Here is a 19,262-nt window from a genome sequence, read left to right on the forward strand (position 1 = left end):
GACGGGAAAATCAGCGATGCTATAGAGGCCCCGCTTCAATCGCAGGGTGGTTTGCCACTTGTTGCGACGCGGATGTGGTGAAATTGGTAGACACGCCAGATTTAGGTTCTGGTGCCGCAAGGCGTGGGGGTTCAAGTCCCTCCATCCGCACCATTCTTCAAAGTGATTTCCATCCTGTGCGCATTCGGCGCTTGTCGTTCGAACTTACGCTTTTTGTCGAGAACCATCGTATTTGGTCGCCGGTTTTTGATCACCAAGCGTCAGGCCAGGTGCGGCACCGTTGACCGTGCGGAGTTGTTGCACAGCGCAAATTTGCGCTCCGTGTGGCTTCAGCAGTGCGGGCCGGTCTGGTCAAGCTCTGGCCAAGCTCTGGTTTGGCGTGGTCTGGCATTTGGTTGTCAGCATCGGCGACGGGGAGCGCTTCTTAACCGCAGGCCGGCGAGGTTGGCGGAATTGGCTTCCGGCTCCTGGAAGAGACCAAATCCCTTGGTCGAAAGAGCTGATTTTAGGCGATTTACGCCAGCAAAACCCCGCTCTCCCCTTGACACTTTCGGGCCTACGCAGTATCGCGCTCCCATCGTGCGTCTTGGAGTCTCTTCAAGGCGATGCATGGCCGTTTGAACGCTCCCGGCAAAAGGGGAGTGCAGGCGATGTGGCACACGGGATTTTAAAAACGAAACCTCCGGGGCGGATTGCCGCTCGGGACCGAGGACGACAAAACCCATGCAGGTAACCGAAACCCTCTCCGAGGGCCTCAAGCGTGAGCTGAAAATCGACATTCCGGCTGGTGATCTCGCCGCCAAGCTCGACGATTACATGGCCGACCTGAAATCCAAGGCCAACATCAAGGGCTTCCGCCCTGGCAAGGTTCCGCTCGCCCATCTGAAAAAGATGTATGGCCGTCAGGCCATGGCCGAGATCCTGTCGAACACCATCCAGGAAACCACCCAGAAGGCCGTTGAGGAGCGCTCCGAGCGCCCGGCTCTGACCCCGGAAATCGATCTGCCGGAAGAAGATGCTGAAAAGATCATGGCTGGTGACGCCGATCTTTCCTTCAAGATGACCTACGACATTCTGCCGAGCTTCGAGATCGTTGATTTCGCCGGTATCGAAATCGAGCGTCCGGTCGTTGAAATCGCTGAAGAAGAAGTCGACGAGCAAGTTTCCCAGATCGCCAAGAACAACGCACCGTTCGATGCGAAAGACGGCGCGGCTGCAGACGGCGACCGCGTGACCATGTCCTACCTGGGCAAGATCGACGGCGAGCCTTTTGAGGGCGGTGCCGACGAGAACGGCATGCTGGTTCTGGGTTCCGGTCAGTTCATCCCGGGCTTCGAAGAGCAGCTTGTTGGCGTCAAGGCCGGCGACGAGAAGGTCATCGAAGTGTCCTTCCCGGCAGAATATCCGGCTGCACATCTGGCCGGCAAGGCTGCCACCTTCGACATCGTCGTCAAGGAAGTTGCCGCACCGGGTGAAGCCAAGGTCGACGACGAGTTCGCTAAGAACCTCGGACTTGAGTCTCTCGACAAGCTGAAGGAAATCGTCCGCGGCCAGATCGAAGGCCAGTTCGGTCAGATGACCCGCCAGCGCGTGAAGCGTCAGCTGCTCGACAAGCTGGATGAGCATTATTCGTTCGATCTGCCGGAAAAACTGCTGAACTCCGAGTTCGATGTTGTCTGGCGCCAGGTCGAAGAAGACATGAAGCGCAACGAGAAGACCTTCGAAGACGAAGAGACCACGGAAGAAGAAGCGAAGGCGGAATACCGCAAGATCGCTGAGCGCCGTGTTCGTCTCGGCCTGGTTCTGTCCGAAATCGGTGAGCAGAACAACATCCAGGTGACCGACGAAGAACTGCAGCGCGCTCTTTACGACCGCGTCCGCCAGTTCCCGGGCCAGGAACAGCAGGTGTTCGAATTCTACAAGAACAACCAGCAGGCTCTGGCTTCCCTGCGTGCGCCGATCTACGAAGAAAAGGTCGTCGACTTCATGCTGGAACTCGCCAAGGTGACCGACAAGACGGTGACCAAGGAAGAGCTGGAGAAGCTGGTCGCCGAGGAAGAAGACGAGGCTTAAGGTCAATCCGCTTTCGGGGGAATGCTCTCGAAAGCGGCCAGATTGGCCGGTTGGTTTTCCCGTCTATCCCCAGATGTGGCCGCAGATTTAACCTTGCATTCACGCCGCATCTGTCATGACTTTGCGTTGAGGGCGACATCCCATATATACGGGGTGTCGCTTTTTTCGAGTCAGGCCCTGAATCGATGCGCTTCATGGCCTGTTTCCTGCCCGGAGACCCTCCGGGCAACATCTCAAGCATATGGATGAGGTATGAAGGATCCTGTCGATATCTACATGAACACTCTCGTGCCGATGGTTGTCGAGCAGACCAACCGGGGAGAGCGGGCCTTCGATATCTATTCGCGCCTGCTGAAGGAGCGCATCATCTTCCTGACCGGCCCGGTCGAGGATCACGTGGCAACCCTGGTAAGCGCACAGCTTCTGTATCTGGAAGCTGAAAACCCGACCAAAGAGATCGCGATCTACATCAATTCGCCGGGAGGTCTCGTGACCTCCGGTCTTGCGATCTATGACACCATGCAGTTCATCCGTCCGGCTGTGTCGACGCTCTGCATCGGCCAGGCAGCCTCCATGGGCTCGCTTCTGCTTGCCGCAGGCGAGAAAGACATGCGCTATATCCTGCCGAACGCGCGGGTCATGGTGCATCAGCCGTCCGGCGGGTTCCGCGGTCAGGCTGCCGACATCATGCTTCATGCACAGGAAATCCTGGCCATGAAGCGCCGGCTGAATGAAATCTACGTGAAGCACACCGGACGCACCCTCGACCAGGTCGAGGAGGCGCTGGAACGTGACAACTTCATGACCGCTGACAAAGCTAAGGAATTCGGGATCGTCGACAAGGTGATCACCGACCGCAACACGCTTGGCGGCGACGAAGAGAAGTGAGGGACTTACCCGGCTTTAATCATGGATTGAATTTCCACGCTTAAAGCCGGAAAATCCCCAGGTGATGCCGGGTTTTCATCTTCGCCTTAAACCTATATTGATTTTTAATGGCGAAGCATGATGACATTACATGGTGAGGTGGCGACTGTGCGCCGCTTCAGAACCGGTTCAGTCATAATTTGGCCGCAACCGGAGAGATAAGGGGAAACACTCCCCGTAAACGCGAGGTTGACTACATGACCAAGGCCAGCGGCAGCGATTCCAAGAATACGCTTTACTGCTCCTTCTGCGGCAAGAGCCAGCATGAGGTTCGCAAGCTGATCGCCGGCCCGACTGTTTTCATTTGCGATGAATGTGTCGAGCTGTGCATGGATATCATTCGCGAGGAGAACAAGTCCTCGCTGGTGAAGTCACGGGACGGGATCCCGACCCCTCAGGAAATTCGCGACGTTCTGGATGACTATGTCATCGGGCAGGGCAGCGCGAAGAAGGTTCTATCGGTCGCCGTTCACAACCATTACAAGCGCCTCAATCACGCATCGAAAAACAACGATGTCGAGCTGGCGAAATCCAACATCCTTCTGGTCGGCCCGACCGGTTGCGGCAAGACCCTGCTTGCGCAGACCCTTGCCCGCATTCTGGACGTGCCTTTCACCATGGCTGATGCCACCACGCTGACCGAAGCCGGTTACGTGGGTGAGGACGTTGAAAACATCATCCTGAAGCTGCTGCAGTCCGCCGACTACAACGTCGAACGCGCGCAGCGCGGCATCGTATACATCGATGAGGTCGACAAGATCAGCCGCAAGGCCGACAATCCGTCGATCACCCGCGACGTTTCGGGCGAAGGTGTTCAGCAGGCACTTCTGAAGATCATGGAAGGCACCGTTGCTTCCGTGCCGCCCCAGGGTGGCCGCAAGCATCCGCAGCAGGAATTCCTGCAGGTGGACACGACCAACATCCTGTTCATCTGTGGCGGCGCCTTTGCGGGCCTCGACAAGATCATTTCCGATCGTGGCACGCAGACCTCCATCGGGTTCAAAGCGCAGGTCCATGCACCGGAAGATCGCCGGATCGGCGAACTCTTCTCGGTACTCGAGCCGGAAGATCTGCTCAAATTCGGTCTTATCCCCGAATTCGTCGGCCGTCTGCCGGTTATCGCAACCCTGGAAGACCTCGACGAGGAAGCCCTGGTTACGATCCTGACGGAGCCGAAGAACGCTCTGGTCAAGCAGTACCAGCGTCTTTTCGAAATGGAACAGGTGGAACTGTCCTTCCACGAAGAAGCCCTCAAGGCGATCGCTCGCCGGGCCATCGAACGCAAGACCGGTGCACGCGGCCTGCGTTCGATCCTCGAAGCCATCCTGCTCGATACGATGTACGAGCTGCCGGGCCTGAAGGGTGTCAAGGAAGTCGTGATCTCACCGGAAGTCGTGAAGGGCGAGGCACGCCCGCTCTATATTTACGAAGACCGGGAAGAAACGTCGGCTACCAGCGCCTGAGGCACTGAAGGCTGTTTCAAGAAACCGTGAATAAATGCCGCTCAACTTGAGCGGCATTTTGTTTTTGGGCGGTCATGCGCTTGTTCGGGGCCGTTTTCCACTGGTGCAATGAGTCGTCAACAGACAAGACTTGTGGGCAGCAACCGATTGCCTTGACACCGGCAGGTCTGGTGTCCACCTAATAGACCTAAGGACGGCTTATGCGGATTGTCGGCGCGCCCATCTGGGGTGCCGTGATCTGGCCTTCAGGACCTTCCGGTTCGGAGCCGTTTTCCAGTGTTTTGGCTGCCTTTTACCGAGTGGGGCCGGGACACGCTGAGAAAGGAAAAAAAATGAGCGACGCAGAAATTCGCGCCACAGATCAGGACAGCACGTCTGTCTACCCCGTCTTGCCCCTGCGCGACATCGTTGTCTTCCCGCATATGATCGTGCCGCTGTTTGTCGGCCGCGAGAAGTCAATCAAGGCGCTCGAAGAGGTGATGACCACCGACAAGCACATTCTTCTGGCAACACAGATGAATGCAGCTGACGACGATCCCAAGCCTGACCAGATCTACAATGTCGGCACGCTCGCGACCGTGCTGCAGCTTCTCAAGCTGCCCGACAATACGGTCAAGGTTCTGGTGGAAGGCGGTGCCCGTGCACAGATCGGCGAATACACCGACCGTGCCGACTATTTCGAGGCCTCCGCAACGGTTCTGCCGGAGCGTGATGGCGAGAATATCGAAGTGGAAGCACTTGCGCGCTCGGTCGTGTCCGAGTTCGAGAACTACGTGAAACTGAACAAGAAGGTTTCGCCGGAAGTTCTGGGCGCGATCAACCAGATCGACGATTATTCCAAGCTCGCCGACACGGTAGCTTCCCATCTTGCGATCAAGATTCCGGAAAAGCAGGAAATCCTTGGCGTCGTTTCCGTCGCCGAGCGGCTTGAGCGCGTCCTGGGCATGATGGAGAGCGAAATCTCCGTCCTGCAGGTGGAAAAGCGCATCCGTTCCCGCGTCAAGCGGCAGATGGAGAAGACCCAGCGCGAGTACTATCTGAATGAGCAGATGAAGGCCATTCAGAAGGAGCTTGGCGACAGCGAGGACGGCCGCGACGAGGTCGCCGAACTCGAAGACAAGATCAAGAAGACGAAGCTGACCAAGGAAGCACGCGAGCGCGCTGCAGCCGAAATCAAGAAGCTGAAACAGATGAGCCCGATGTCCGCGGAAGCGACCGTCGTGCGGAACTATCTGGATTGGCTGATCGGCATTCCGTGGAACAAGAAGTCCAAGGTCAAGCACGACCTGGCCTTCTCCGAAAAGGTTCTCGACACCGACCATTATGGCCTTGAAAAGGTCAAGGAACGGATCGTGGAGTATCTGGCGGTCCAGAGCCGGGCCAACAAGTTGCGTGGTCCGATCCTGTGTCTCGTTGGTCCTCCAGGCGTCGGCAAGACTTCGCTCGGCAAGTCGATTGCGAAGGCGACCGGCCGTGAATTCGTACGCATGTCGCTCGGCGGTGTGCGGGACGAAGCGGAAATCCGTGGTCACCGCCGTACCTACATCGGCTCGATGCCCGGCAAGGTCATCCAGTCAATGAAGAAGGCCAAGAAGTCCAATCCGCTGTTCCTGCTCGATGAAATCGACAAGATGGGCATGGACTTCCGCGGCGACCCGTCATCGGCTCTGCTGGAAGTGCTGGATCCGGAACAGAACTCGTCCTTCATGGACCACTATCTGGAGGTCGAATATGACCTTTCGGATGTGATGTTCGTGACCACGGCGAACACGCTGAACATTCCGGGCCCGCTGATGGATCGTATGGAAGTGATCCGCATCGCCGGTTACACGGAAGAGGAAAAGGTGGAAATCTGCCGCCGTCACCTCATCCCTAAGGCCGAGAAGGATCATGGCCTGCGCGAAGGTGAGTTCACCATCGAGGATGAAGCGCTTCACTTCATCGTGCGCCGCTACACCCGCGAAGCCGGTGTGCGTAACCTTGAACGTGAAATGGCAACCCTGGCCCGTAAAGCGGTCAAGGACATCCTGATGAGCGACAAGGAAAGCATCACGGTGACCAGCGAGGTCGTCGAGAAATACCTTGGTGTGCCGCGGTATCGCTACGGCGAAGCTGAACTGGAAGACCAGGTCGGTGTGGTTACCGGCCTTGCCTGGACCGAAGTCGGCGGTGAGCTTCTCACCATCGAAGGCGTGATGATGCCCGGCAAGGGCAAGATGACCGTCACCGGCAACCTGAAGGACGTGATGAAGGAATCGATTTCTGCGGCGGCATCTTATGTCCGCTCGCGTGCGATTGATTACGGCATTGAACCGCCGACCTTCGAAAAGAAGGACATTCACGTTCACGTTCCGGAAGGGGCTACCCCGAAGGATGGTCCGTCCGCAGGTATCGCGATGGCTACGGCCGTGATCTCGACCATGACCGGCATTCCGGTTCGCCGGGATGTTGCCATGACCGGTGAAATCACCCTGCGTGGTCGCATCCTGCCGATCGGTGGTCTGAAGGAGAAGTTGCTTGCTGCCCTTCGTGGCGGAATCAAGCTGGTTATGATCCCGGAAGACAACGCCAAGGATCTGGCGGATATCCCGGACTCGGTCAAGAACTCGCTTGAGATCATCCCGGTTTCGGGCATGGAAGAAGTGCTGAAAAACGCTCTTGTTCGCTTGCCGGAGGCCATCGAATGGGATGAGTCAGCTCACGAAGCTGCAACCAAGGCGCGAGAAAAGGACGACGACACCTCCGGTGTTCTTGCCCACTAATCGCGACATTGCAGCGCACAAATTGGAAAGCCCCGGGAAAACCGGGGCTTTTCTTTTGAATAATCGGTCAAAATGGCTGTTTTCTGCGAAAAAACCACTTGCGTTTCAGTTCAATTCAACCGAATTTCGCGCAACGGCGCTGACAGGAATCGTCGGCACTCTGCCGTTTCTTAGAAAGGTATCTGCTATGAATAAGAACGATCTGATCGCAGCTGTTGCAGAAAAGACCGGCCTCACCAAGGCGCAGGCAGGCGAAGCAGTTGACGCAACTTTCGAAGCTGTCACCTCTACGCTGAAGAGCGGCGACGAAGTCCGCATCATCGGCTTTGGTAACTTCACCGTTTCCGAACGTGCAGCAACCGAAGGCCGTAACCCGCGGACTGGCGAAACGATCCAGATCCCGGCTTCTAAGACGCCGAAGTTCAAGGCCGGTAAAGGCCTGAAGGACGCCGTGAACGCCTAATAGCGCTCACGAGCGATTTCTTCGCTCAACCCCGTATCCGGAAACGGATGCGGGGTTTTTCCTTGCCTGTTTTCTATTTTTGATTGAGCTCTGGCGAATTGCCATTGCTACATTATATTGCGTTTGTCGTGAGGTGATGCCAATTGCTCGACAGGATTTGGAATGTCACTGCAAGCCTTGATCCGCCGGCGCCAACGCGCGCTATTTGATGCCTGGGTCCGTGACCCCCTGGTGCAGGTTCAGGTGGAACACCCCGAGGCACTTGGACGCCTCGTGTTCCTCGACGATTTCGACGAGGACGTCCAGACCGGAAAAGCCGGTAGAAGCAGCCTGAAGAACGTAGCAATCGTGCAGAAACCCGGAAACGCGGACGAAAATGCCAGCGTATGGGTGAGGGCGGGGTATTCGTCCTATCAGAAAGCCTGGCTGCGCTTTGTCGAGCAAGTCTACGGCATGAAGGCGGCGCCGTCGGATCTTGCCGGGTACAATATCGACCACCTGCTCAACAAGGCGCGTAGTCCCAATAAAGCCGGGTTCATTCGCATCGAAGCCATCAACGATGCCGTTAATCAGGCGTGGGGCGGTTTGTTCGAGCGAGCAGCCAGCAATCCAGAATTCAGTGCCAATCAGAATCGCCTTCGCCGGACGATGTCCTGGATAATCGCCGCCAAGCTAATGGATCAGCCGCCGCCAAGAGGACCGAACGACCAGCAGGGGATTGCCCGTCTGGTGCAGTTCTTCAATCAGAACGGACTTGCCGCGGACAACCCGCAGCGCGGGCTCACCGACATGCTCCAGTTCGCCTACAAGTTCCAATAGACTTAGCGGGCACTTGCGATCACGTCGCGTGCGGCGCGCTGGCCGGAAAGCCAGGCGCCGTGCACTGTTGCCGGATAGTCCTGGGCGGTGGCTTCTCCCGCAAAGAAGATCCTTCCATTGAGGTCGGCAGCCAGTGCTTTTCTTGCTCGCGACTCCACCCCGACAGGCAGGAACGAGTAGGATCCTCGCGTTCGTTCGTTTTGCTGCCAGGCGGAACTTATGCTGGCGTCAGGCGGCGGTATGTCGAGGCCGAACATCGTTTGAAGCGCTTCGAAGGCGACCTGTCTGCGGTTCTCTTCACCAAGTTCCTCAAGGTTCTGAGCAAATTCGCCGACATTCAGCGCACATAGAATCGGTTTTCCGGTCACGGGCGAAAGATTCGGCCAGTAGGCAAAAGTGTCAGGCTTGCCGGATATGCGACCGAAGTTGTGGACAGTTTCATCCCAGAACGCTTCCGGGAACGAGAGATAGATTTTATCAAGCACGCCCATGCGCAGGGAACTGACGGCGTTGCGCTTGTTGTCAGGAAGACCAGGTGAAAAGACGATGTCGCCAGCCTTCAGGACACCCAGAGACACTGCGCAGATTGCAAAATCGGCCTCCAGTACACCGTTCTCAGTTCTTACCGAAACGCCCCTTTGGGAATGGTCGATTTGGGTCACGACGGTTTCGGTCTGGATGGTCAATCCCTCCGCCACCCCCAATGCAATCTTGTCATAGCCCTGCGGAAGCACGGCGTCGGGTCCCTTAAAGGCACCGCCTTCTTCAACGGCTGCAAGCGAAAGGTCGCTCACTGGGGCTGCAAATTCCTGCTCCAGCAGAATATGCGCCATGAAGCCGAGTTCAGCGTCAGTGAGGCTCGACAGGGCCCGTTGCCGGCGTATCTTTTCAATGGCATTGGCTGCCGATATCCGGGTGAGGGAGGTTTCAGTGTCGTCCAGAAAATCTTCCAGGGCGTTCGCGAAAGTCTCGAAACGTTCGACTGCTCTGCCACCGTTGCCGGTCAGGTCGAAGACCTCCTCGTTGTCGTAGTCCCACTCGAACATCGGCTGTGCGAAGCGCTGCGCGAGCGCAGTGATGGGGTTGGACCGTGTTCCATGGATCCAGCTTGCTCCAAGGTCGAGAGGCACCCCCAACGATCTGTCCGTGTGCAGACGGCCGCCGATCCGGTTACCAGCCTCAAGCACGGTTACGGAGAAGCCTGCGTCTGCAAGTGTTCTTGCGGCCGCCAGACCGGCGATGCCGGCACCAACAACAACCACTCTTTGTCCGGCCACGGGTTGTGATGAGCTTTTTCTGGTCAACAGCGGCAGGCCGGTGAGGGCAGCCAGAATTCCAGTCAGAAACAACCGGCGGGATGTCACCATGGGTGCGGCTTTCTCAAGCTTTTGAAGCGGTCAGTTTGCAGGTTTTCGGAGCCGTCATCCACAGGCATTATCATTGAAACGGAAATCTGAGATTTTGCTCTTGCCAAGCAGCAAACGAGCCCCTAAAAGGCGTCTCACCTCGTTGAGGGCGATTAGCTCAGTTGGTAGAGCGCTTCGTTTACACCGAAGATGTCGGGAGTTCGAGTCTCTCATCGCCCACCATTCCCCTTATGAAATCCGTCACTTGTAACCAGGGTGCCTGCGCATCAGGGTGTTTTCTGCTGTTTGCTGCCGCTCTCACATTGCCAGGCAGTTCGCTGTTTCGGAAATTCGCACATTTACAGTCATTTCGCTTTGCCGCCGTTGCTGGGCATACCGGTGGCGGGTTGATTTCGTTTGGCCTTCGAATGGTGAGTTTTCTTTTTCCTTTTTGTCCGATAAACTTCTGCGGCTAAATAAAAAACTCGTTTAAAGGTAGCTACTTGGCAAGATGGGAATCCTAGTTTTCATCAAGATGTTCGGGGCAGTCATGCTGCTCCTTTACGCGGTTCGCATGGTTCGAACAGGTTTTGAAAGGGCGGCCGGGCCAACGTTGAGACGCGCCATCGGCAGGGCATCCTCCGGACCGGTTGCCGGCGCCTTGTCTGGAACTGCGGTTGCCATTTTGCTGCAAAGTGCGACGGCGGTTGCGATCCTGGCGGCGGGATTTGCGACATCCGGCTTCATTTCCACAGCTGCCGGACTGGCGGTTCTGCTGGGCGCCGATCTCGGGTCGGCGCTTGTCGTGCAGTTTCTTGTGTTCGATCTCAGCTGGCTGGTGCCGTTGCTCCTGGGTGGAGGAGCGTGGCTGTTCCTGAAGCTCGACGCTCGATCCGCGAAACAGATCGGACGCATTCTTCTGGGAATCGCTTTCATCCTGATTGCGCTGCAAATGATCGGCGAAGCGACGACGCCGTTGAAGGAAGCGCGGTTCATGCCGCAGTTTGCCGGCTTCCTTGCGCAGGACACACCGACGGCGATGGCGGTTGGGGCGCTTCTGGCGTTTCTGGTGCATTCCAGCGTGGCAGCCGTGCTGATGATCGCTGCCCTGGTGCAAAAGACCGGTCTGCCGCACGAGGCTGCGATTCCACTCGTTCTGGGAGCGAACATTGGTGCGGGTTTTGTCGCGCTCTGGCTGACACGCGGAATGGATCGCAAGGCCAAGCTTCTGCCGCTTGGCAATTTTCTCTTCAGGTCTACCGGCGCAGTGCTGGTCATGCTGGCGCTAAAATTCCAAGATCTGCCTCTGGCTTCTATCAGCAATGACCCGGCCCAGCAGATCGTTGCCGTTCATGTGCTTTTCAATCTCCTGCTTGTTCTCGTCTGCCTGCCACTGACAAGACCGGTTGCCTGGCTGGTTGAACGCCTGGTGCCCGACAGAGAGGAACAAGAAGAGGCGGATCGGCTGACACCGCAAAGCGCGCTGGACAAGCAACTGGTCGGCAACCCCAGGCTTGCCCTGGCCAGTGCAACGCGCGAACTCTTGCGTATGGGGGAACTGGTCGAGGTGATGGCAAGACCGGTTCTCATGATGCTGGAGAAGGGCAGTGAGCCGGAAATCAGGCGCTTGCAGCAGTTGGATAAGCAGGTCAATGCGATCCATTCTTCGGTGAAACTCTACATCGCAGAGGTGAATCGTGGGGAGCTGACCGGCGAACAGGCTGAGCGCAGCATGGAACTGGTGGGGTTCGCGGTCAATCTGGAGCGCGCTGGAGATCTTGTGGCAAAGAACCTTCTCGAACTTGCCCTGGAGTTGCAGAAGAACAAGATCAGCTTTTCGCAGGAGGGGCTGAAGGAGCTCACCTGGATGCACGACCGTGTTCTGGCGAACATGGAGCTTGCCCTCAATGTGCTCGTTTCGGCGGATGTCGCGTCCGCGCGTGAGTTGATTGCAGAAAAGGACAAGATGCGCACCCTGGAACGCGAAAGTCATAACCGGCACCTGGAGCGGCTGAAATCGAAAACGCTTCAGAGCATGGAATCGAGCAATGCCCATCTGGAAGTCATGCGCAGCCTCAAGGAAATCAATTCGCTGTTCGCAGCTGCTGCGGTGCCTATTCTTGCCAGAGAGGGCCTGTTGCGCGATACGCGGCTGGTGCCGGCTGAATAAAACACGGCTGAAGAACGAGAATCTGCATGGCTCAGGTCGTATTTATGAGCTGGCGAATGTGTTTGAGACTAAACCCATCGGAAAACAGCTAGGTGCAACGCGGATAATTCCGTTACGAAACAGGAAGTTATCCACATTGATCGGCAAGGCGGCTCTGGGGAAAACCTGCGATTGGGCGCTTCTTTGTCAAAAAACGGCAATTCGGACGGAATAGGGTGCTTGACTTCCAAAACCAGCCGCCGTACATCAGCGCCACTTCAGGGCGACAACGCGTCGCCTGACGAAGCGGGTGTAGCTCAGTTGGTTAGAGTGCCGGCCTGTCACGCCGGAGGTCGCGGGTTCGAGCCCCGTCACTCGCGCCACTTCCCATAGAAGTGCTTTGGTACTTTCGGGAATTGGCGCATATACCGTGAATGTGCGGGTGTAGCTCAGTTGGTTAGAGTGCCGGCCTGTCACGCCGGAGGTCGCGGGTTCGAGCCCCGTCACTCGCGCCACTCACGGTACCTCTTGTTTTCCCAGACTCTTCAATCGAAAACATCAAGCCTCGCGCAAAGCGAGCGCTTTGCCGCGCAGACAGGCAACCCCTTGGCATTGTCGCCAAGATGGCTATCATGCGTTCAAGGCAGGGGCGACGCAGTCCATTCAAATTTCAGCTCTTTTGGTGTTTGTCTGGCGTTTGCTTCGATTCTGCGAGGGGGGTGGAAAACGAACGCAGGTGCGGCATATTTCCTGATGGGTTGTGCAAAGTTTTTGCCTTCCTGCAAACTGGCTGAAATTAAGGATTTGTCGGGGGTAGGTGCGAAACAGGTGCAAACATGGCAAGAGTTTGACCGCATGTGGGTCTTGCGTTGCACCAAGTCGTAAGCTAAGCGTGCGCTCGCATGTTGGTTTCATAACGCCGACGGGCACAGCGTGACCTGCCGGTATAATGAAGGCAACGGGGCGCGCAGCCCTGGCACCGGATCGCCTCCCGATCCGCCTCCATATGCAAGGACGCGAAAGACATGGAAGAACTCTTGCGGGAATATGTCCCGATCGTCGTGTTCATCGGCATTGCGCTGGTGATCGGCCTTGCGCTGCTGATTTCGCCTTTCATCCTGGCCTACAAGAATCCGGATCCGGAAAAACTGTCGGCCTATGAGTGCGGCTTCAACGCTTTCGACGATGCACGCATGAAATTTGACGTGCGCTTTTATCTGGTCTCGATCCTCTTCATCATCTTCGACCTGGAAGTCGCGTTCCTGTTCCCCTGGGCAACCGTGTTCGGTGACCTGGGCTGGTACGGATTCTGGTCCATGATGGTCTTCCTCGGTGTCCTGACCGTCGGCTTCATCTACGAATGGAAAAAGGGAGCGCTGGAATGGGATTGACCACGACCGAGCCGCTCGTCGCACCGCAGCCGCAGGGTATTATCGACCCGAATACGGGCAAGCCTGTCGGCGCGGATGACGCATTCTTCCTGGAAGTCAATAACGAGCTGGCCGACAAGGGCTTTCTCGTAACCTCCACCGACAACCTCATCCAGTGGGCCCGTACCGGCTCGCTGATGTGGATGACCTTCGGCCTGGCCTGCTGTGCCGTTGAAATGATGCAGATGTCGATGCCGCGCTATGACGCCGAGCGTTTCGGTTTCGCGCCGCGCGCTTCACCGCGCCAGTCGGACGTTATGATCGTTGCCGGCACGCTGACGAACAAGATGGCACCTGCGCTGCGCAAGGTCTACGACCAGATGCCTGAGCCGCGGTACGTCATTTCCATGGGGTCGTGTGCCAATGGTGGCGGCTACTACCACTATTCCTATTCTGTGGTGCGCGGTTGCGACCGCGTGGTGCCGGTCGATATCTACGTTCCAGGCTGTCCTCCGACAGCTGAGGCGCTGCTCTACGGCGTGTTGATGCTTCAAAAGAAGATCCGCCGCACGGGCACTATCGAAAGATAAGGATCTGCCGCCGAAGAGGCGGCGGATTTTTGAGGGAGTGGGCGCCTGGCGCCCGTTCAACTGACTCTCCGGGTCGCGTCCAGCGGGGCGCAACTAAGACCCGGCAAACTGGATCGATCAGCAGTCGGCACTCAATCGGAACCGGTTGAACGCTGCAGATCTACGAGTGAGGTCGAACACGATGGACGAGACGTTGAAGGAACTCGCTGAGCATATCGAGCTCGGTCTGGGTGAGTCCCTTGTGTCCTGGAAGGTCGAATACGGTGAGCTGACGCTGACCGTAAACGCGACCGACATTCTCGATGCGATCCGCTTTCTGCGCGACAACAGCTCGTGCAAGTTCGTCAATCTGACGGATATCTGCGGTGTGGATTACCCTTCGCGCGAGAAGCGCTTTGACGTTGTCTACCACTTCCTGTCTCCCGTTCAGAACCAGCGCGTTCGCGTGAAGGTTGCAACCGATGAAAATACGCCGGTTGCTTCGCTGACCCCGCTGTTTCCAGGTGCTGAATGGTTCGAGCGTGAAGCCTACGACATGTACGGCATTCTGTTCTCCGGCCATCCGGACCTGCGCCGCATCCTGACCGACTATGGTTTTGACGGATATCCGCTGCGCAAGGACTTCCCGGTTACGGGCTTTGTCGAAGTTCGTTATGACGACGAGAAGAAACGCGTTGTCTACGAACCGGTACGTCTGAACCAGGAAATGCGCTCCTTCGACTTCCTCTCGCCCTGGGAAGGCACGGACTACGTGCTGCCCGGTGACGAGAAGGCAACGACCAACTGAGGGGCGAGGCAATGGGTATTAGCGTCTGGCAAATACTTATGATGCTGATCTGGGTGATAGTGTTTGTCGTTCCCTTTTGGCGCATCTTTCCTCGTGCGGGATGGCCAGCAGCTCTTAGCTTGCTGATGTTAGTGCCGCTGTTGAATCTAGTGTTGCTTTGGGTCTTGGCCTTTAAACGTTGGCCGGGAGACGTATGAAAATGGTTGAACGGCTTTCAGGTGGATGTCTTTGCGGCGAAGTGCGGTTTGCCGCAACGCCGGTAGACGGCGAAATGGGAGTCTGCCACTGCGCCATGTGCCGCCGCTGGACCGGTGGTACCTATATGGCTGTCAGCTGCGGATCGATGGACAGTCTGGACGTTCAAGGCAAGGATGCCCTCGGCGTCTACAAGTCATCCGACTACGGCGAGCGGGTTTTCTGCAGCAAGTGCGGTTCCTCGCTGATGTGGCGCATGGCCGACGGCTCGCACGTGAGCGTTTCCGCGCAAGCCTTTGACGATCCGTCCGTTTTCAAATTCACGTCCGAAATTTTCGTTGACGAACAGCCGGCAAACTACGCTTTCGCTAATGAAACCCGCAGAATGACCGGTCCCGAAGTCATCGCCTATTTCACGCAAAAAATGCAGGAACCTCAAAATGGCTGAGGCTCAGGTTCGTAACTTCAACATCAACTTCGGTCCGCAGCACCCGGCGGCGCACGGCGTGCTGCGCCTCGTGCTTGAGCTCGACGGCGAAGTGGTAACGCGTGTGGATCCGCACATCGGTCTGCTGCATCGTGGAACCGAAAAGCTGATCGAGCAGAAGACTTATCTGCAGGCTGTGCCTTACTTCGACCGCCTCGACTACGTGGCGCCGATGAACCAGGAACACGCTTTTGCGCTTGCAGTCGAGCGTATGCTTGGTGTGGAAGTGCCCAAGCGCGGCCAGTTGATCCGTGTCCTTTATTCGGAAATCGGTCGTCTGCTGTCGCATCTTCTGAACGTGACGACGCAGGCCATGGACGTGGGCGCGCTGACACCGCCGCTCTGGGGCTTCGAGCCTCGTGAAGAGCTGATGGTGTTCTACGAGCGTGCTTGCGGTGCCCGCATGCACGCAGCTTACGTTCGTCCGGGCGGTGTTCACCAGGATTTGTCTCGTGACCTGCTCGACGACATCTGGGACTTCTGTGATCCGTTCCTGCAGACGCTTGACGATATCGAAGGTCTCCTGACCGACAACCGTATCTTCAAGCAGCGCAACGTGGATATCGGCGTTGTCGACCTTGACGATGCCTGGGCCTGGGGCTTCTCCGGCGTGATGGTTCGTGGATCCGGTGCACCTTGGGATCTGCGCAAGTCGCAGCCTTACGAATGCTATTCCGAACTTGATTTCGATATTCCGATCGGCAAGAACGGCGACTGTTACGACCGCTACCTGATCCGCATGGAAGAAATGCGCCAGTCAGTCCGGATCATGAAGCAGTGCCTGGAAAAGCTGACGGTCGAAACTGGTCCGGTCTCGTCCATCGACGGCAAGATCGTGCCGCCGAAGCGCGGTGAAATGAAGCGTTCGATGGAAGCGCTCATCCACCACTTCAAGCTCTACACCGAAGGCTATCACGTCCCGGCTGGTGAAGTTTACGCAGCCGTTGAAGCACCCAAGGGTGAGTTCGGCGTCTATCTGGTCGCGGACGGTACCAACAAGCCGTACCGTTGCAAGATCAAGGCGCCTGGCTACAGCCACCTTCAGGCCATGGACTTCCTGTGCCGCGGGCACATGCTTGCCGACGTTTCGGCAGTGCTGGGGTCTCTGGACATCGTGTTCGGTGAGGTCGACCGCTGATGCGGACGGCACGCAACCAATTTTTGACCCTGGCAGCCGCCCGTCCGGCTCCGGTCATTTTGACAGAACGGGGATAACACCATGGCAGTTCGCCGACTTGCCGCGGAACAACCAGAAAGCTTCGCGTTCACCGAGAAGAACCTCGACTGGGCAAAGAAGCTGATCGACCGTTATCCGGCAGGCCGTCAGGCCTCCGCGGTCATTCCGCTTTTGTGGCGTGCGCAGGAACAGAACGAAGGTTGGGTGAGTGAGCCGGCAATCCGCTATATCGCGGACCTGCTCGACATGCCGAAGATCCGCGTTCTGGAAGTGGCGACGTTCTACACCATGTTCCAGCTGCAGCCGGTCGGCAAGAAGGCCCATATTCAGGTTTGTGGCACGACGCCGTGTCAGCTGCGCGGGTCGGAAGACCTGATCAAGATCTGCAAGAGCCGCATTGCCAAGCACATGCACGAGATTTCCGAGGATGGCATGTTCTCCTGGGAAGAAGTCGAGTGTCTTGGCGCCTGCGTGAATGCGCCGATGGTACAGATCTTCAAGGATACCTATGAAGACCTGACTGAAGACAGCTTCAACCAGCTGATCGACGATATAGCCGCCGGCAAGGAGGTAACGCCGGGCCCGCAGAACGGTCGCCGTTTTGCAATGGCCGAAGGCGGTCAGACGTCGCTCACTGAAATCGATGACAACACGAAGGGTGAGCTGCCGGTTCCCCACCTGGTCGACGGTTCGGAAAAGGCGTCTCATGCTTTTGCCGGCGCACCGATCAATGCTGGTGGCAACGACTATGATGGCGTGCCGACCCCTGCAGAAGATGCTGTTGCCAAGGTAAAGGCGGCGCATGCAGCCAAATCGGCCAAGGCAAGTGAAGCACCAGCGGCAGCTGCGCCCAAGAAGGCTGAGGCAAAGGCTGAACCGGCCAAGAAAGCCAAGGCCGAAAAAGCAGCTACGCCTGCAGCGCGCAGCCAGAACAAGGGCAAGCCTGATTCCGACGACCGTGCCGAAGTTGAAGTTGCCCGCACAGCCGACACCAGTGGAAGCACCGACGGTCAGGAAAAAGAACCTGAACTTCTGAAGGAAGCGCGCGGCGGCAAGCCGGACGACCTGAAGAAGCTGAAGGGCGTCGGTCCGAAACTGGAAGCGACACTCAACGAACTCGGGTTTTTCCACTTCGATCAGGTGGCCTCATGGGGACCGCAGGAAGTTGCCTGGGTCGACAGCCGCCTGAAGTTCAAGGGCCGTATCGAACGTGATGGCTGGATTGAGCAGGCCAAGGTTCTGGCATCCGGTGGTGAAACAGATTTTTCCAAGCGCGTGGAAGCCGGTGAAGTGGCCTCCTCCAAGAGCGAAGACTAGGGGGAAGAGATGCTGAAGGATCAGGATCGGATCTTCACCAATATCTACGGTCTCCACGACTGGGGCCTGGAAGGCGCCAAGAAGCGCGGACAGTGGGACAATACCAAGGGCCTCATCGACAAGGGGCGCGACTGGATCATTCAGGAAATGAAGGATTCAGGTCTGCGTGGCCGTGGCGGTGCCGGTTTCCCGACCGGCCTGAAATGGTCGTTCATGCCCAAGGAATCCGATGGCCGCCCGGCATATCTCGTCGTCAACGCCGACGAATCCGAGCCGGGCACCTGCAAGGACCGCGAGATCCTGCGCCATGACCCGCACACGCTGGTCGAGGGGTGCCTTGTTGCCGGTTATGCGATGGGTGCCATTGCTGCCTACATCTATGTTCGTGGTGAATTCATCCGCGAGCGCGAGCGTTTGCAAGCTGCGATTGACCAGGCTTATGACGCTGGTCTGATCGGCAAGAACAACAAGAACGGCTACGACTTCGACATTTATGTCCACCATGGCGCCGGCGCTTACATCTGTGGCGAGGAAACCGCGCTGCTGGAAAGCCTGGAAGGCAAGAAGGGCCAGCCGCGGCTGAAGCCGCCGTTCCCGGCAAACGTCGGCCTTTACGGGTGCCCGACCACGGTGAACAACGTTGAATCGATCGCGGTTGCTCCGACCATTCTGCGCCGCGGTGCTGCGTGGTTCTCGGCGCTCGGTCGTCCGAACAACACCGGCACCAAGCTTTTCTGTGTTTCCGGCCACGTCAACAAGCCGTCGACCTTCGAGGAAGAGCTGGGCATCCCGTTTGCCGAGATGATCGACAAGCATTGCGGCGGTATCCGCGGTGGCTGGGACAACCTTCTCGCGGTTATTCCAGGTGGTTCGTCTGTTCCATGCCTCACGGCAGAGCAGATCAAGGACGCGCCGATGGACTTCGACACGCTGCGCGGTCTTGGCTCCGGCCTGGGGACTGCAGCCGTGATTGTGATGGACAAGTCGACGGATATCATCAAGGCCATTGCCCGCCTGTCCTACTTCTACAAGCACGAAAGCTGCGGCCAGTGCACACCGTGTCGCGAAGGCACGGGCTGGATGTGGCGTGTGATGGAACGAATGGTCAAGGGCGAGTCCTCCTATGAGGAAATCGACATGCTGTTCAAGGTGACCAAGCAGGTCGAAGGCCACACGATTTGTGCACTCGGGGACGCGGCCGCCTGGCCGATCCAGGGTTTGATCAAGAATTTCCGGCCTGTTATCGAGCAACGCATCGATGACTATGTCGCCAAGTCGAAGTCTTCTTCGACCATGGTGGCGGCTGAGTAAGCGGAACGGGATTTGGAGAGCAACGG

Annotated in this window: 15 protein-coding genes and 4 tRNA genes; 18 read left to right on the plus strand and 1 reads right to left on the minus strand. The window is 57.4% G+C overall.

From position 1 onward, the window contains the following. Window positions 1–68: 68 nt before the first annotated feature. The 7 genes from Q666_RS55570 (at window position 69) to Q666_RS55595 (ending at window position 8,507) form a co-directional block, all read left to right on the plus strand. Window positions 69–153 (plus strand) — tRNA-Leu (locus Q666_RS55570). 570 nt (window positions 154–723) lie between these two features. Continuing rightward, window positions 724–2,073: a trigger factor gene (gene tig / locus Q666_RS55575; RefSeq protein ID WP_022998419.1), complete on the plus strand. Its 1,350-nt coding sequence runs from the start codon at window positions 724–726 to the stop codon at window positions 2,071–2,073. Between the two features lie 252 nt (window positions 2,074–2,325). Continuing rightward, window positions 2,326–2,961: an ATP-dependent Clp protease proteolytic subunit gene (locus Q666_RS55580; protein WP_022998420.1), complete on the plus strand. Its 636-nt coding sequence runs from the start codon at window positions 2,326–2,328 to the stop codon at window positions 2,959–2,961. Between the two features lie 236 nt (window positions 2,962–3,197). Beyond that, on the plus strand, window positions 3,198–4,463 hold the full coding sequence (clpX, locus tag Q666_RS55585; protein WP_022998421.1) for an ATP-dependent Clp protease ATP-binding subunit ClpX: 1,266 nt from the start codon (window positions 3,198–3,200) through the stop codon (window positions 4,461–4,463). 332 nt (window positions 4,464–4,795) lie between these two features. After that, on the plus strand, window positions 4,796–7,225 hold the full coding sequence (lon, locus tag Q666_RS55590; protein WP_031268409.1) for an endopeptidase La: 2,430 nt from the start codon (window positions 4,796–4,798) through the stop codon (window positions 7,223–7,225). 187 nt (window positions 7,226–7,412) lie between these two features. Next, window positions 7,413–7,688 carry an HU family DNA-binding protein gene (locus Q666_RS0133840; protein ID WP_031268410.1) on the plus strand — a complete coding sequence of 92 codons (276 nt, stop codon included), beginning with the start codon at window positions 7,413–7,415 and terminating at the stop codon, window positions 7,686–7,688. Between the two features lie 162 nt (window positions 7,689–7,850). Then, window positions 7,851–8,507, plus strand: coding sequence for a hypothetical protein (locus tag Q666_RS55595; protein ID WP_022998424.1), 657 nt, complete (start codon window positions 7,851–7,853; stop codon window positions 8,505–8,507). Between the two features lie 2 nt (window positions 8,508–8,509). Here Q666_RS55595 and Q666_RS55600 read toward each other — a convergent pair whose 3' ends face one another. Beyond that, window positions 8,510–9,874 (minus strand): FAD-dependent oxidoreductase, encoded by a 1,365-nt coding sequence (locus Q666_RS55600; RefSeq protein ID WP_022998425.1) that lies wholly within the window; start codon window positions 9,872–9,874, stop codon window positions 8,510–8,512. A 146-nt stretch (window positions 9,875–10,020) separates the two neighbouring features. Here Q666_RS55600 and Q666_RS55605 point away from each other — a divergent pair. From Q666_RS55605 to nuoF, 11 genes are all read left to right on the plus strand, one after another. Then, window positions 10,021–10,096 (plus strand) — tRNA-Val (locus Q666_RS55605). Window positions 10,097–10,364: 268 nt separating this feature from the next. After that, a complete protein-coding gene (locus Q666_RS55610; RefSeq protein ID WP_022998426.1) occupies window positions 10,365–12,023 on the plus strand; it encodes a Na/Pi cotransporter family protein in 1,659 nt (552 codons plus the stop codon). A 285-nt stretch (window positions 12,024–12,308) separates the two neighbouring features. After that, window positions 12,309–12,385: transfer RNA gene (locus tag Q666_RS55615), tRNA-Asp, on the plus strand. Window positions 12,386–12,440: 55 nt separating this feature from the next. Beyond that, window positions 12,441–12,517 (plus strand) — tRNA-Asp (locus Q666_RS55620). A gap of 510 nt (window positions 12,518–13,027) precedes the next feature. Then, window positions 13,028–13,393: an NADH-quinone oxidoreductase subunit A gene (locus tag Q666_RS55625; protein WP_006934719.1), complete on the plus strand. Its 366-nt coding sequence runs from the start codon at window positions 13,028–13,030 to the stop codon at window positions 13,391–13,393. Next, complete coding sequence (locus Q666_RS55630; protein ID WP_006934718.1) at window positions 13,384–13,962, plus strand: NADH-quinone oxidoreductase subunit B; 579 nt, start codon at window positions 13,384–13,386, stop codon at window positions 13,960–13,962. The genes Q666_RS55625 and Q666_RS55630 overlap by 10 nt, the downstream gene beginning before the upstream one ends. A 181-nt stretch (window positions 13,963–14,143) precedes the next feature. Continuing rightward, window positions 14,144–14,749, plus strand: a complete 606-nt coding sequence (locus Q666_RS55635; protein WP_022998427.1) for an NADH-quinone oxidoreductase subunit C — start codon at window positions 14,144–14,146, stop codon at window positions 14,747–14,749. Between the two features lie 199 nt (window positions 14,750–14,948). Continuing rightward, on the plus strand, window positions 14,949–15,392 hold the full coding sequence (locus tag Q666_RS55640; protein WP_035909426.1) for a GFA family protein: 444 nt from the start codon (window positions 14,949–14,951) through the stop codon (window positions 15,390–15,392). Further along, window positions 15,385–16,569, plus strand: a complete 1,185-nt coding sequence (locus Q666_RS55645; RefSeq protein WP_022998429.1) for an NADH-quinone oxidoreductase subunit D — start codon at window positions 15,385–15,387, stop codon at window positions 16,567–16,569. The genes Q666_RS55640 and Q666_RS55645 overlap by 8 nt, the downstream gene beginning before the upstream one ends. A gap of 81 nt (window positions 16,570–16,650) precedes the next feature. After that, complete coding sequence (locus tag Q666_RS55650; protein ID WP_022998430.1) at window positions 16,651–17,925, plus strand: NADH-quinone oxidoreductase subunit E; 1,275 nt, start codon at window positions 16,651–16,653, stop codon at window positions 17,923–17,925. 9 nt (window positions 17,926–17,934) lie between these two features. Beyond that, window positions 17,935–19,236: an NADH-quinone oxidoreductase subunit NuoF gene (nuoF, locus tag Q666_RS55655; RefSeq protein ID WP_022998431.1), complete on the plus strand. Its 1,302-nt coding sequence runs from the start codon at window positions 17,935–17,937 to the stop codon at window positions 19,234–19,236. The last annotated feature ends 26 nt before the right edge of the window (window positions 19,237–19,262 follow it).

Origin of the sequence: Labrenzia sp. C1B70, assembly GCF_000475395.1 — a bacterium.
GTDB classification, from domain to species: Bacteria; Pseudomonadota; Alphaproteobacteria; order Rhizobiales; family Stappiaceae; genus Roseibium; species Roseibium algicola.

Bases quoted from the DNA above. Each gene is read 5' to 3' on its own strand.
- Q666_RS55635 (WP_022998427.1), top strand. From the start codon at position 14,144: ATGGACGAGACGTTGAAGGAACTCGCTGAGCATATCGAGCTCGGTCTG.
- Q666_RS0133840 (WP_031268410.1), top strand. From the start codon at position 7,413: ATGAATAAGAACGATCTGATCGCAGCTGTTGCAGAAAAGACCGGCCTC.
- Q666_RS55600 (WP_022998425.1), bottom strand. From the start codon at position 9,874: ATGGTGACATCCCGCCGGTTGTTTCTGACTGGAATTCTGGCTGCCCTC.
- Q666_RS55625 (WP_006934719.1), top strand. From the start codon at position 13,028: ATGGAAGAACTCTTGCGGGAATATGTCCCGATCGTCGTGTTCATCGGC.
- lon (WP_031268409.1), top strand. From the start codon at position 4,796: ATGAGCGACGCAGAAATTCGCGCCACAGATCAGGACAGCACGTCTGTC.
- Q666_RS55580 (WP_022998420.1), top strand. From the start codon at position 2,326: ATGAAGGATCCTGTCGATATCTACATGAACACTCTCGTGCCGATGGTT.
- Q666_RS55650 (WP_022998430.1), top strand. From the start codon at position 16,651: ATGGCAGTTCGCCGACTTGCCGCGGAACAACCAGAAAGCTTCGCGTTC.
- Q666_RS55640 (WP_035909426.1), top strand. From the start codon at position 14,949: ATGGTTGAACGGCTTTCAGGTGGATGTCTTTGCGGCGAAGTGCGGTTT.
- tig (WP_022998419.1), top strand. From the start codon at position 724: ATGCAGGTAACCGAAACCCTCTCCGAGGGCCTCAAGCGTGAGCTGAAA.
- Q666_RS55630 (WP_006934718.1), top strand. From the start codon at position 13,384: ATGGGATTGACCACGACCGAGCCGCTCGTCGCACCGCAGCCGCAGGGT.
- clpX (WP_022998421.1), top strand. From the start codon at position 3,198: ATGACCAAGGCCAGCGGCAGCGATTCCAAGAATACGCTTTACTGCTCC.
- Q666_RS55645 (WP_022998429.1), top strand. From the start codon at position 15,385: ATGGCTGAGGCTCAGGTTCGTAACTTCAACATCAACTTCGGTCCGCAG.
- Q666_RS55610 (WP_022998426.1), top strand. From the start codon at position 10,365: ATGGGAATCCTAGTTTTCATCAAGATGTTCGGGGCAGTCATGCTGCTC.
- nuoF (WP_022998431.1), top strand. From the start codon at position 17,935: ATGCTGAAGGATCAGGATCGGATCTTCACCAATATCTACGGTCTCCAC.
- Q666_RS55595 (WP_022998424.1), top strand. From the start codon at position 7,851: ATGTCACTGCAAGCCTTGATCCGCCGGCGCCAACGCGCGCTATTTGAT.